General features: G+C 72.3%; 8 protein-coding genes. 2 read left to right on the forward strand and 6 right to left on the reverse strand.

Annotated elements, in window-relative coordinates; all coding sequences use genetic code 11:
• Positions 1-57: 57 nt before the first annotated feature.
• The 4 genes from ABZS69_RS22150 to ABZS69_RS22165 form a co-directional block, all read right to left on the reverse strand.
• On the reverse strand, positions 58-2,877 hold the full coding sequence (locus ABZS69_RS22150) for a hypothetical protein (RefSeq protein ID WP_355375362.1): 2,820 nt from the start codon (positions 2,875-2,877) through the stop codon (positions 58-60).
• A 23-nt stretch (positions 2,878-2,900) separates the two neighbouring features.
• On the reverse strand, positions 2,901-4,892 hold the full coding sequence (locus ABZS69_RS22155; RefSeq protein WP_355375365.1) for an alpha-galactosidase: 1,992 nt from the start codon (positions 4,890-4,892) through the stop codon (positions 2,901-2,903).
• A gap of 98 nt (positions 4,893-4,990) precedes the next feature.
• A complete protein-coding gene (locus tag ABZS69_RS22160) occupies positions 4,991-6,139 on the reverse strand; it encodes a LacI family DNA-binding transcriptional regulator (RefSeq protein WP_355375367.1) in 1,149 nt (382 codons plus the stop codon).
• Positions 6,140-6,588: 449 nt separating this feature from the next.
• Complete coding sequence (locus ABZS69_RS22165) at positions 6,589-7,656, reverse strand: LacI family DNA-binding transcriptional regulator (RefSeq protein ID WP_355375370.1); 1,068 nt, start codon at positions 7,654-7,656, stop codon at positions 6,589-6,591.
• A gap of 154 nt (positions 7,657-7,810) precedes the next feature.
• Between ABZS69_RS22165 and ABZS69_RS22170 the strand changes: the two genes are divergently transcribed.
• The gene (locus ABZS69_RS22170; RefSeq protein WP_355375373.1) at positions 7,811-9,901 is read left to right on the forward strand and encodes a hypothetical protein; all 2,091 of its coding nucleotides are present in this window, start codon (positions 7,811-7,813) and stop codon (positions 9,899-9,901) included.
• 11 nt (positions 9,902-9,912) lie between these two features.
• Here the strand turns inward: ABZS69_RS22170 and ABZS69_RS22175 are convergent, their stop codons facing one another.
• Together ABZS69_RS22175 and ABZS69_RS22180 are read right to left on the reverse strand one after the other, a co-directional pair.
• Positions 9,913-10,773: an SMP-30/gluconolactonase/LRE family protein gene (locus ABZS69_RS22175; protein WP_355375375.1), complete on the reverse strand. Its 861-nt coding sequence runs from the start codon at positions 10,771-10,773 to the stop codon at positions 9,913-9,915.
• On the reverse strand, positions 10,770-11,552 hold the full coding sequence (locus tag ABZS69_RS22180; protein ID WP_355375378.1) for an SDR family oxidoreductase: 783 nt from the start codon (positions 11,550-11,552) through the stop codon (positions 10,770-10,772). The genes ABZS69_RS22175 and ABZS69_RS22180 overlap by 4 nt, the downstream gene beginning before the upstream one ends.
• Before the next feature lie 185 nt (positions 11,553-11,737).
• Here ABZS69_RS22180 and ABZS69_RS22185 point away from each other — a divergent pair, with 185 nt between their 5' ends.
• The gene (locus tag ABZS69_RS22185; protein ID WP_355375380.1) at positions 11,738-13,753 is read left to right on the forward strand and encodes a beta-galactosidase; all 2,016 of its coding nucleotides are present in this window, start codon (positions 11,738-11,740) and stop codon (positions 13,751-13,753) included.
• Positions 13,754-13,861: the final 108 nt, after the last annotated feature.

Consider the following 13,861-nt stretch of genomic DNA (forward strand, 5'->3'; position numbering starts at 1 on the left):
GGTGGACGGTCTGGCGGCCGGGCTCCCTTTGCCCGGTGGCTTTGCCCGGTGGACGGGCTAGCGGCCGATGCCCCAGCGGGTGTCGACGCGCCCGCCGGTGAACTGCGCGCCGCTGGACCAGAAGGGCGCGAAGTTGTAGCAGCCCGACGCGGGGGCCTCGTTCTGCGCGGTCCAGTACGTGGTGCCCTGGCCGCCCGTCCCGCTGTCCTGGACCTGGACGCCCATGGTCGCCTCGTGGACCGACCCCTCCGGCAGCGCCCTGACCGCCGCGGCCAGCTCGGGCAGCTGGTCCCAGGCCAGCGCGACCTCGTACGTGGTGACCTTCGCGGCCTCGTCCCGCGTCACCTGGATCCGGCCCTCGGAGCCGGAGTCCGGGTGGGCGTCCATCGTGCCCAGCGGCGTCGGGAGCGGCGCGTTGGTGGGGTAGTAGGTCTGGTAGTTGGTGCCGGGGGCGAGCTGGCGGTGCAGCTCGGGGAGGCCGCCCTTGGCCAGCGTCGCCACGAACAGGTGCGAGATCGAGCGCATCGCCTTGTCGTAGTGCGGGTCCCCGGCGAGCAGGTCCTCTGTCTTGTCCCGCACCGCGTCGAAGGCGAGCTGGATGCTGTCGGCCTTGAAGGGGAACAGGTAGCCGTTGACCGCGAACGGGTCGTTCGACAGCTGCAGGTCGTCCTGGACCTGGGCCCGGAAGTGCAGGAAGCCGGCGTCCCAGGCGGTCTGGAAGGCGTACTCCTTGGCGCCGGCGGTCATCGTCACCGGCACGACCCCGTCCCACTGGCTCGCGGCGGCCCCGACCGTGATGGTCCTGAACGGGGCGTGGGCGACCTGGACGGTCCGCGACCCGGTCTGGCGGAAACCGGGCCGGCCCAGGATCGTGGCCTCGAAGCCGACGGAGTAGCGGTTGGCCGGATCCGTCCGCGCGGAGACGACCGGGATCGAGACGACGCGCGTCTCACCGGGCTTCAGCCTTGGGACAACGTTGTCCCGGCGAGCAAGCGTCCACCCTTCCGGCGCGGTGACGCGGAGCACGGCGTGGAGGGTGTGCGGGGAGACGTTCTCGACCCGGACGTCGAGGGTGCCGTCCGGCCCGACCGGCTTCGTGAACGGCAGCGGCGTGATCGCCATCGGCGTGTCGTAGGCGAACGCCGCGCCGGTGGTGAGCGCCACCTTGAGCTCGTCCGGGCTCAGGTCACTGTCGAAGTACAGCACCTCCCACGGCGACAGCTTCAGCGTGGTCCGCGGCGCCTTGCCGTCGAACAGCAGGCGGCCCAGGTAGTCGTAGACCCGGACGCCGAGCGCGCGGTGCAGTGTCAGGGTGCCCTTGTACCCGGCGTCGGGGTGCTCCATCGTGCCGTCGAAGAGCTGGTCGGCGTAGACCGCGGCGCGGCCCCGGCCGTCGGCGGCCTTGAAGAGGAAGCCCCAGGTCGACCTCGCCTTCGGATACAGCTCGGTGAGCAGCTCGCAGTCCTCCAGCAGCCCGGTCATCGTGGCGTAGGCGACGACCGCGGGCCGCGGGCTCTTGGTCTTGATGTCGTAGATGTTGAACTCCTGGCCGGAGTACGGCTTGTCGTAGCACAGCGAGAACCAGAAGATCCGGATCGGCGAGTCCTCCTCGGCCCCGGCGAGCAGGTGCAGCAGATGGGTCGGGGCGAGCGTCCTGGCCACGGCGTACCCGGCCTCGTTCGGCGGCAGGCCGGGGAAGGAGTGCACCTCCGCGGTGCCGAGCTCGGTCTGCCACTGCCCGGCCCGGCCGCCGGTCCTGGACCAGAGCCGGTCCATCTTGATCTGGGTCTTGGCCATCGCGTACTGCGTGGCGTCCGGGTAGCCGTAGGCGTGGTTCACCGAGCCGTCGATGTAGCCGGTGTCCTTGGAGCCCTTGGCGTACACGATGTCGCGGTTGTAGCTGACCGAGCCCCCGCCGAGCAGGTTCACGTCGGGGAACTCCGGCTTCACGCGGTCCCAGATCAGCTTCGTCATGTCCCGGTAGTCCTGGGCGTCGCCGGTCTGCCAGGCCCAGCCGTGCACCCACGGCTCGTTCCACACCTCCCAGTTCTTGACGAGGTCCTGGAGCGGGGCGATCGCGTGGTAGACCATGTCGGCCTGCGCCACCATGTCCTTCGGGCGGTTCTGGTGCGGCCGGACGGGCTTGCCGTCCGCCCCGGGCTGGACGTTCCACGACATGTTGTAGTTGATGAACCCGGTGGGCTCGATGCCGTAACCGTGCCACTCCGCGACCTCGGCGCGGGCCCGGTCGATGTCCGCCTGGCCCCAGAACACGCCGCGGGACGGGCTTACGGTGTCGGGCAGCACGGAGAAGACCCCGCGCGTCCACTTCACGCCGATGCGCTGTGCGATCTGCCTGGTGACCAGGGGAGCCGATTCCCCGCGGATCCCCATGCCGAAGCAGGAGCCCGGGCGCCGGCCCTGGATCGTCGGGCGCAGGACGCCGAGACCGTGCGTCTCCTTGAGTAACTGCGTGCCCGCCGCGTCGGTGACGGTGACCGCGACCGCGTAGTAGTCGGGGTCGAGCGTGCCCAGCGGGACGCTCGTCGTGCTCGCCTGCCCGGCGGGCGCCGTGAAGTCGGCCCGTCCCTGGCCGGCCTCCTGCGTGCCGCGGGCGGACACCGACCAGGCGATGGTGCCGCTCAGCGCGGCGGGGCTGTTGAACGTCACGGTCAGCACCGGGGACGCGGTGCCCGCGGCGTCGATCGCGTACAGGCCGGTGGGGTCCGCGTAGTTGACCTCGACCAGCGGCGGGGCGGCCGCGGTCGTGGCGTCGGCCGCCGCCCGCGTGACGGGGCCGAGCCAGGCCAGGCCGACGGCGGTGGCGGCGCCGTACCGCATGACCTGGCGGCGGGTGATCTGCTTGGGGTCGGACATGGAGGGGCCTCCATAACGGGGGGTCAGGCCGGCCTGATCAGGCACAGGCCGGACGGCGGGACGGCCAGCCACCGCGGGCCGGGTTCCAGGCGCGCGGTCTCGGAGCGGACCGAGGTGCCGCAGGCGTCCCGGACGTCGAGACGGACCGCGGCGGGGTGAGTGAGGTCGAGGAGGACGCGTTCCGCGCCGGTGTTGTTGACCACGGCGATCTCGTCGAACGGGGAGGGGTCCAGCGTGGCCGCATGGTTCCCGGCGTGGTAGACGACCACGGCGCGCGTGGCGTCGCGGGCGATGACCACCGGGTGGAGCTCGTCGGGTCGCCCCGCGTCCAGCGCGCCGCGGGTCAGGACGTCGCGGTGCTCCCGCCAGAACGCGAGCCAGAATCCGGCCATCGCGCGGTGGGCGGCGGGCAGGTGGGCGAGGGGCATGGAGATCTGCGGGACGGCGTGCAGGACGGAGAGCAGCTGGCGGGCCGCGACCTGCGGCGACGCCTGGGGGTCCCACATGAGCATGTCGGAGTGGACAGCGCTTTCCCGACCGACGGCGGAAAGGTCCAGGGTCCTGACACGGTTCCCGACCGCGTCGGCCGGGCAGTCGCCCGCGCGCAGCAGGTTGCCGAACTGCAGCATGGCGGGGCCGGCGTACGGCTGGCGCAGCTCGATCATCAGGTCCGCCCCGCGGACGGCCCGCAGCTTGTCGCGGAGCTCGGCGAGCAGGGCCCACATCGCCTCACCGACATCAACACTCTTGTCGGGACGGTCGCGCTTCTCGGGGTGGTCGCTTCCCTCGGGCCGGGCACCGCCCTCGGGCCGGGTGTCGCCTCCGAGAGCGGCACCGTCCTCGGACCCGGCGCCTTCCTCGGGATGGGCGCGGCCTCCGAGGCGGGCATCGCTTCCGAGACCGGTGTCGTCATCGAGACGGGCGTCGCCCTCGGGACCGGCGCCGTCATCGGGACGGGAGACTTCTCCGGAACCGATACCCGCCTCCCGGCGGGGGCCGTCTTCGGCGTACACCATGGCGGCGTCCAGGAAGTCGATCTTGAGGCCGTCCAGGCCGTACCGGTCGACGAGCCGGACGCAGGTGTCGACGACGAAGCGCCGGACCTCTTCGTGTCGGGGATCGAGGACGTGGCAGCGCCACTCCGGCCTGGCGTGCGGCGCGAAGGCGGCCAGCCGGTCGCGGGCCGCGCTGTCGTCGCCGAGGAGCAGCGGCGCGATCCAGGCCAGGTACTTCATACCGAGGCCGTGCACGGTCTCGACGTGCGCGCCGAAGTCGGGGAACTTCTCCAGGTCGGGCTCCCAGTCGCCGCAGCCCGCGTAACCCCCGCCGTACGCGCCGCGCTGCCAGCCGTCGTCGAGGATGAGGAGCCCGCACCCCAGCCCGGCCGCGAGCTCGGCCTCCGCCTCGATGGCGGCCGCGCTGACCTCCTGGTGGTAGGAGTACCAGGTCGAGTACGCGGGGAGGCGTCCGGCCTCAGGGGCCGGAAGCGCAGCGGCGCCGGACTGCCAGCGCGCCAGCGATCGCACCGTCTCCGCGACCGCCGCGCCCGGGAGTGCGATCCGGATGCGGCAGAGCTCGCCGGGACCCAGGTCCATCGCGAGCCAGACGCCGAACCGCCCGGTCCGCTCCCCGACGCCGAACCTGAGCCGGGTCGTGCGAACGAGGCGGTCCGTGGCGAATCCCAGGACCGCGCGGCCCGCGTCGTCGTAGAGGCAGCCGAGCGGCGTGGAGTCGACGAGGCCGACGGTGCGCCGGCCGGTCGCCATCCAGTCCGCCGCAAGGTGCCGTTCCCAGCCGGCAGCGGGGTGCCAGAAGCCGGTGGCGCCGTGGAGCGGGGTGTCCATCCGTACCAACGTTGTCTCAGACGCCACTCCGACGACCTCGACGACGGCGTCGCCCCCGGTGGCGGGCACGCTGGGGGAGGGGCCTGCGGTCAGGCGCGTCACGGTGACACCGTGCACGTCAATCGCGCTGCCGTCGGCCCACAGCCGACGCGGGTCGGCGAGGTTCGCCATCGCCGCTCCTCTCGAAGGGTTGGGGGAACCATAATCACGTTGAGACAACGTTGTCTAGAGCCTCATGGCACGACGAGGATCTTCGCGGGGACGCGGGCTCAGCCCGCGCTACGCACGACGAGCTCGGTGGGAACGACGACCTTCCGCGGCCGTGACCTGTCCCCGGCGATGCGCCTGAACAGCAGCTCGGCACCCATCCGGCCGATCTCGCGCACGTCGTAGGACACGACGGTCAGCCGCCACGGCACGAACGCCGCCGTCTCGAAGTCATCGAACCCGACCAGCTCGACCGCCCCGCCCACGCCACCACCCGACCCCGGCCACCCGCCCATCCCACCGCGGGCACCCGGGGTTGGGCGGGTGCTCATTCCGACGTGGGTGGCCGGGGCTGGGTGGGTGCTCATTCCGGCGTGGGTGGCCGGCCTCAGGTGGTTGTCGAGTGCGCCGAGGGCACCGAGCGTGAGGCGGTTGTTCAGGGCGAAGATCGCGGTCGGCGGCTCAGGTCCGGCCAGCATCTCCGCGACCGCGGCCTCGGCGTCGGGAACGGTGTGCAGGCCGTACTTGATCAGGTCCGCCCGGTACGGCACCCCGGCCAGCTCCAGCGCTTCCTGCGCGGCGGAGAGCCGTTCGGCCATCGTGGAGATGCTCAGCCAGTCCGAGATGACGCCGATGCGTTCGTGCCCGGCGGCCACCAGGTGCTCGATGGCCTTCCGGGCCCCGCCCGCGTTGTCGATCAGGACCGTGTCGGCCAGCAGGTTGCGCGGCGCACGGTCCAGGAAGACCACCGGCGTGCCGCGCTCGATCTCGGGGCGCAGGTAGACGTGGTCGGCGTCGCCGGCCGGGACCACCAGCAGGCCGTCCACCCGCCGCTGGCACATCTCCAGCAGCAGGGCGCGCTCCCGCCCGGCGTCCTCCTCGGAGCTGGCCGTGATGAGCATCGTGTCGTGTTCGAGGGCGTACTGTGCCGCCGCCGCGGCGATGCCGGCGTAGAACGGGTTGGCCAGGTCCTCGATCAGCAGGCCGACGGTGGCCGAGGTGTTGCCCGCGCGCAGGTTTCTGGCCATGTCGTTGCGCCGGAAGCCCAGCTCCGCCACCGCGCTCGTGACCCGGTCGGCCAGCTCCCGATCGACGGTGGGCACGTTGTTGACCACGCGAGAGACGGTCTTCAGGCTGACGCCGGCCAGCCGGGCGACGTCGGTCATCGTCGGGCGGCGCGGCCCGCTCCGTTCCGCGCTGGGCGTGCTCACCTGGGTGCGGCCCCTTCCAGGTCGGTGGCCCCGAGCTGGTGCCGTCGTTGTCTCGTGCGGACAACTTTACCGCCGGGTGGGGGACGCCTTGTCGGGGTGAAGGGGTTGGCGGAGGCGGAGGTGGAGGTGGCCCGCGCCCGCGGGTGGCGTCTTCGGCGCGGGAGAGCCGGGGGTTGGTGGTCATGGGCGCAGGGAGTCCTTTCCCGGTGACGGGGGCAACGGCGCCAGCGAAGGCGACGGCGGAGGCCACGGCAACAGCGGAGGGAGGGGGCGGGGGCGGCGGTGATGGTGAGTGAGGCGACGCCGGGGGCGGTGGCGGTGAGGAAAGGTGATGGTGGCGGTGGCGGTGGCGGCGGTTGTGGTGCGGTGGAGAGGCGGTGGCGATGGTTACGGCGGTGGTGGGGGCGACGGTGATGGTGGCGGTGGGGGCGAACGGCGGCCGGTGGCGGTTACGGGGGTGGTGATGAGGGGGTGCCGGTTACGGGGGTGGTGGGGAGGGGGGGCGGGGGTGCGGTGGAGTGGCGGACCATGAGGCGGCTGGGTATCACGGTGCGGCGTTCGGCCGGTTGTTTGCCGTCCAGCAGGTCGAGGAGGATCTGGGCGGCGCGCCGTCCCAGGTCCACGCTCTGCAGCGCGACACTCGTCAAAGGCGGCTCGGACAAGGCACCGGCAGACGTGTCGTCGAATCCGGCGACCGAGACGTCACCAGGCACGGCGCGTCCGCGTTCCCGCAGCCAGCGCAGCACCCCGAGGGCCATGCCGTCGTTGAACGCGAAGACCGCGGTCGGTGGGTCGGGGCGGTCGAAGAGCAGCCCGGCGGCGGTGTAGCCGGACTCGACGGTGAAGTCCCCGCGGACCGTCAGCTCGGCGGAAGGGGCGAGCCGCGCGTCGGCGAACGCGCGCTCGACGCCGCGCAGCCGGGCGGCCATGGCCAGGCGGTTCTCCGCCGCCCCGTCGACGACGCCGATCCGGCGGTGGCCGAGGGCCAGCAGGTGCTGGGTGACGGCGTAGGCGCCGCCCTCGTCGTCGGGGTGGACCATGGGCAGGTCGTCCTCGGCGTACCCGATCACTACGGTCGGGTAGCCCTGCGCGAGCAGGCCGGACAGCGCGCGCAGCCCGGCGCCGCCCTCTACGAGCAGCCCGTCGACCAGGCGTCGCCGGTCGAAGCGGCGGTAGGCGGAGGCCGCGTCGCCGGCCGCCTCGCGGGTGGACAGCAGCAGCCCGTGACCGCGCGCGGCCACCTCCTGCTCCGCGCCGCCGATGAGGCGCATCAGGTGGTCGTTGGCGAAGGTGAACCCCGGGTCGTGCGGCACCACCAGCCCCACGACCTCGGTGCGGCCGCGGGCCATGGCGCGCCCGCCGGCGCTGGGCCGGTAGCCGAGCGCGGTCATGGCCGCGACCACGCGCTGCCGGACGGGCTCGGTGACCGACGGCTCCCCGTTCACCACCCGCGAGACGGTCTGGTGCGAGACTCCGGCGCGCGCCGCGACGTCGCGCATGGTCGGCCGGCCTGCCATCGCGTCTCCTCGCCATGAACGTTCACGTGACGATATGTCGGATCCCGGCACATTACAAGCCGTTGACACCGCAGTAATGCGATCTTAACGTCATTCTGGGTCGAGTGAACGTTCACTTGACCATTCCCATCGCCTGGAACAAAGGATTCTGGCCATGGACGACAAACCCCACATCACCCGCCGGCAGGTCCTCGTCCAGGGCGGCGGCGCCGTCCTGTTCACCACGCTGTTCGCCGGGGAGCGACCGGCGCGGGCCGCCGCCCCGAACGTCACCACCTCCTGGGTGGGGAACACCTTCTCCGGTGCCACCGAGTGGGTGCAGGACTTCGTGTTCAACATGGCGGTCACGCCCGACGGGACGATCTACACCGTCAGTTTCTGGGACGAGGCGGGCAACTACGCCGGCGTCTACAAGGACGCTCACATGACGGGCAACTGCCCCCGCGCCAACGGGGACGCGGTCGCCGTCAACAGCACCAACGCCTACCTGTCGATCGGCACCGGCCTGACCGCGTTCACGCTGGCCGGCGTCGCCACGTCGCTGACGTTCGACGTCGGCAGCCCGCCCGCCGCCGCGGCCGCGACCGACACCCAGGTGATCGCCACCGACCGGACCAGGAACCGCGTCATGGTCTTCGACGCCACGACGGGCGCGCTGACGCGTACGTGGAGCGTCAACCAGCCGGGCGCCGTGGCGGTCGACAGGACGAGCGGCGAGATCTGGGTCGTCGCCAACGTGACCAGGGACACCAACGACGGCCACTTCTGGCACGTCGATCCCGCCAGACCCGCGCAGATCCTGCACTTCTCCAACACCGGCGCGGCGCTGCCCGGCACCATCGCCGGCCCGTCGCCGGACTGGATCCCCACCTCGCTCGCGATCGACCGCGACCGCAACCTGCTCGTCGGCGACAACGGCCCGCTGCGCCAGGTGCACACCTACACCGGCCTGTCCGCGGCCACGCCGACGAAGGCCAGGAGCCTGGGCCAGGCCGGCGGCATCGGCGCGGGCAACCCCGGGCTGGTCAGGCCGGACAAGCTGTTCGGCATCACCGGGGTCGGCGGCGACTCGGCGGGCAACGTGTACGTCGCGATGTGCGAGTTCGGAACGTGGCTGCGCAAGTACGGCCCGAGCGGGAACCTGGTGTGGCAGCTGATGGGCGCCGAGTTCGTGACCACGGCCGACTTCGACCCGGCCACGGACGGGCGGGACGTCTTCAGCCAGCAGAACCACTACCGGATGGACTACACCAAACCGCCAGGCAGCAACGCGACCTGGGTGGGCTACTCCCTGGACTCCGTGAAGTACCCGCAGGACCCGCGGCTGTTCCTGACCGGGCACCAGCACCACGTCAGCTCGCCGTTCCTCAGGCGGCTCAACAACAACCGGCTGTACATGTACGCCACCGGCATGTACTGCTCGCACCTGCTCATCTACCGCTACGAGGGCGAGATCGCCAAGCCGTCCGGCGCCGTCTTCAAGGCCCACTGGACCGGCGACGACCCGACCTGGCCGCCGTACCAGCCCGCGTCCGGCGAGTGGATCTGGCGGGACAAGAACGGCGACGGGAAGTTCACCGCCGACGAGTACATCACGACCGGGACCGGCGCGAACTCCCCGGGCAACTGCTGGGTGTGGTTCGTGGACGACCGCGGCGACATCTGGGAGGGCGGCGACCGCAACCTGCGCCGCTACCCGCTGCAGGGCTTCGACGCTCAGGCCAACCCGATGTACGACTACACGAGCCGGGTGACGTCACCCCTGCCGCAGCCGTTCACCAACGTCCGGCGGCTGCACTACGAGGTCGCCACGGACGTCATGTACATGTCCGGGTACACCGCCGCCCAGCCGTTCGAGAACGCGTACTGGAAGGAGTGCGGCAAGGTCCTGGCCCGCTACGACCGGTGGAGCACCGGCAACACCACGCCGACCTGGACCATCCTGCTGCCGTGGAACGTGTCGGCGACGCCGCCCGTCACCACGGTGTCCTGGGCCCTGGCCGGCGACTACCTCTTCAGCTGCGGGGTGACCACCCGCGGCCAGGTGTGGGCCTGGCGGGCCGCCGACGGGGCGGCGGCCGGGAACTGGCTGCCGGGCGCGAACGTCGGCGGGGTCTCGCGCACCGGCTGGGTCGACATCCCGTACGGCCTGAACGCCGTCAAGCGGTCGGACGGCTCGTACCAGATCGCCGTCGAGGACGACCTGTTCAACAAGGTCCTGGTATACAGCTGGTTGCCCGGCTGACGGCCCCGGGCTCAGCCGGCGAACGCCGTCGAGGGCCTGCCGACGGCGCCCGGCCGGTCGAGGGCGAACACCGATCCGGCGGGGTCGTCGTCGGGCAGGTCGAGCCCTTCCCTGGCCGAGGTGACGTACAGGACGTCGAGGCGGGGCCCGCCGAACGCGCACGAGGACGGCTGGTGCACGGGCATGGGGATCTCGCCGAGCAGGTCTCCGTCCGGCGAGATGCGGGCCAGGCGGTCGCCGCCCCAGACCGCGACCCACAGGCAGCCCGCCGCGTCGACGGTGAGGCCGTCCGGCATCCCGGAGCGCGCGGGGATCCGGAACAGCGTGCGTCGCCGGCTGATGGCGGTGGACCCGGGTTCGCTGTCGAACGCCGAGATCTCGCCGGCGATGCTGTCGGCGAGGTAGAAGGTGCGCCCGTCGGGGCTCCAGTCGAGCCCGTTGGGCAGGGCCAGGTCGTCGAGGACGACGCGGCTCGTCCAGTCCGGCATGAGGACGTGCAGCGCGCCTTTGCCGGGCTCGAAGTCCATCGCGGTGCTGCCGGCCCAGAACCGCCCGTGCCGGTCGCACTTGGCGTCGTTCATGCGCTCCCCGTCGGGCAGGATCGCGCGCCGTACGGTCATCGACCCGTCGGGCTCGACGGTCGCGAACCCTTCGCGCGTCGCGGCGACGAAGCCTCCACCGCGCCGGGGCACCGCGGCGCCGACCAGCGTCGGCAACTCGACGCTGCTGGTCCGGCCGGTGGCCGGGTCACTGGTGTGGAGGTGGCCGGCGGGGATGTCGACCCAGTGCAGGCGGCCGGTCCCGGCGTCCCACACCGGTCCTTCGCCCACCCGGGCCCTGCCGGGAACCGCGACCTCGATCCTCATGTTCATCCGGGGAGCACCACCGCGGCGTTGGCCAGCAGCCCGCCGTCGACGGGCAGCGCGACGCCGGTGACGAAGCTGGCGCGGTCACCGGCCAGGAAGGCGACGGCCTCGGCGACCTCCTCCGGCCGTGCCACCCGCCCCATCGGGTGCATGCGTCCCCACGACTCGACCAGCTCCTGAGCGCCCTGGTCGGTGCCGTCGGAGAAGGCGCGGGCCGAGGCCCGCAGCATCGGGGTGTCCACCGACGCGGGGCAGACGGTGTTGGCCCTGATCCCGTTCTTCGCCTCGTCGATCGCGATCGAGCGGGCCAGGGCGTTGAGCGCCCCCTTGCTGGTGGTGTACGCGGCGACGGCGCTCTGGGTGACGAAGGCCTGAACAGAGGAGACGATCACGATCGAGCCCGCCCCGCGGGCGCGCAGGTGCGGCAGCGCGTGCTTGACGGCGTGGAAGGCGCCGGTCACGTTGACGGCGAGCACCTCGTTCCACTCGTCGGCGCCGGTCTCCGCCGCGGTGCCGTAGCGCTGGATCCCGGCGGCGGCCACGACGATGTCCAGCCCGCCGTGCGCGGCGGCGACGTGCTCGACCAGCCGCGCGGTGGCGCTCTCGTCGGTGACGTCGAGCTCGACGTGCTCGACGCCCGGAAGCGGAGCGTCGGCGCCGCCTGTCGGTGGCATGCCCGCGGCCACGACCGTCGCGCCGCGCGCCGAGAGCAGCCGGGCCGTGGCCCGCCCGATGCCGCTGTGCCCACCGGTGACGATGGCGACCTTGCCGTCGAACTCCGCCACGATCCACTCCCTCGATGTCGTCCACGGGCGGCGCCGGAGGTCAGCCGCGGCGGGTGGGTGCCCGATCACCGCGGCAGTCGTGCCAGGACGGGCTGCGAGCCGCTTACGCGGGATCACTCTAAAACAACGTTGTCTCAAGCCGCTAGTCTGATCACCCCGCGGCCTGACGGTGAGGAGAAGAGCGCGTGACGGCTGAATGGATCCGGTGGCCCGCCAACGTCGTGGCCCGGTTCGGCGGCGAACCCATGGCCTTCGGCGGCGACTACAACCCCGAGCAGTGGGACGAGAGCGTGTGGCACGAGGACGCGCGGCTGATGCGCGCGGCCGGGGTCAACCTCGTCACGGTCGGCGTCTTCGCCTGGTCGACGTTGCAACCGGCGCCCGGCCGCTGGAACTTCGAATGGCTCGACCGCGTGCTCGACCTCCTGCACGCGAACGACATCGCCGTCGACCTCGCCACGGCCACCGCCTCGCCGCCGCCGTGGCTGACCACCCGCTTCCCGGAGGTGCTGCCCGTCGATCGGCACGGGCGGACGATGTCGCAGGGCGGACGCCAGGCCTGGTCGCCGTCGTCGCGGGTCTATCGCGAGCACTCGCTCGCGCTGGTGGAGAAGATGGCGGCACGCTACGGCGAGCACCCCGCTCTCGCGCTGTGGCACGTCTCCAACGAGCTCGGCGGCCACAATTCGCGCTGCTACGGCGAGGCGAGCGCCGTGGCCTTCCGGGCCTGGCTGAAGGAGCGCTACCAGGGCTCGCTCGACGACCTGAACGCCGCCTGGACGACCGCAGCGTGGAGCCAGACGTACTCGGCGTGGGAGGAGATCCAGCCTCCGAGGCTCACGTTCACGGACTCGAACCCCACGCAGGTGCTGGACTTCGACCGGTTCAGCTCCGACCAGCTCCGCGAGCAGCTGAGAGCGGAGATCGCCGTGCTGCGGCGGGTCACCCCGGGCGTGCCGATCACCACGAACATGGTGCTCTTCGACGCCGGGAAGAACATGGACTACAGCTCGTGGACCGCCGACCTGGACCTCGTCGCGAGCGATCACTACCTGCGGCCGGCGCCTGACGCGCACGTCGAGCTGTCGTTCTCGGCCGACCGCGCGCGCGGCCTGTCGAAGGGCGATCCGTGGCTGCTCATGGAGACCGCCGCCGGCGCCACGAGCTGGCGTTCCGTCAACCCCGCCAAGCGCCCCGGGCAGCTCAGGCGGGACGTGTTCGCCCACGTCGCCCGCGGGGCCGACGGGATCTGCTTCTTCCAGTGGCGGGCGGCCAGGGCCGGCGCCGAGCGGTTCCATTCCGCGATGCTGCCGCACGCCGGCGCCGGCAGCCGGAAGTTCCGGGAGGTGGCGGCGCTCGGCGCGGAGCTGAGTTCCTGCGCCGGAGTGCTCGGGACCCGGGTCGTGGCGGACTGCGCGCTGCTGTTCTCCGAGGAGTCGTGGTGGGCTGCCGAGCGGGAGTCGCATCCGCACAACGGCCTGTCCTACGCGGAGTCCGCCCTCGGCTGGTACCGGAGCCTGTGGGAGGCGGGCGTCACCGTCGACGTCGTGCCGCCGTCGGCCGACCTGTCGGGCTACCGGCTGATCGTCGTGCCCATGCTCTACCTGGTCTCCGACCAGGACGCGGCCGCCGTCGCCGCCGCGGCGGCCGCGGGGGCGACCGTGATCGTCACCTACTTCTCCGGCATCGTCGACCCGCTCGACCGGGTACGGCTCGGCGGTTACCCCGGGGCGTTCCGCGAGCTGCTGGGGGTGCGCGTGGAGGAGTTCGCGCCCATGACGGACGCGGACTCGGTGGAGATCGATGGGGTCACGGGGCCCGCCCGGGTCTCGACCTGGCACGAGGAGATCGACCTGACGGACGCGGTGGCCGCGGCCCGCTACCTCAGTGGCGACTTCGCGGGCGCGCCGGCGATCACGCGCGCGGCCCGGGGCGCGGGGGAGGCCTGGTACGTGGGCGTCGAGCTGGACGCCGGCGCCCGCGCCCGCCTGCTGGAGGCGGTCGCGCAGCGGGGTCCGGCGGGCGGGCTGGAGGTCGTGACCCGCCGCTCGGCCGGTCACGAGTACGTCTTCCTCATCAACCACGGCGACACCGAGTCCACCGTCCCCGGAGCCGGAACCGACCTGCTGGACGGGTCCGTCCACGAGGGCAAGATCACGGTCCCCGCGGGCGGGGTACGGGTGGTCTCGGCGGCCCGCTGAGCGAGGAGCCTGCACGTCTCGGCGGTCCGCCGAGCGATGAGGGCGCGGGTCTCGGCGGTCCGCCGGGCGAGGGAGACGCGGGTCTCGGCGGTCCGCCGAGCGATGAGG

It is taken from the genome of Nonomuraea sp. NPDC005650, from assembly GCF_040605375.1.
GTDB lineage: Bacteria > Actinomycetota > Actinomycetes > Streptosporangiales > Streptosporangiaceae > Nonomuraea.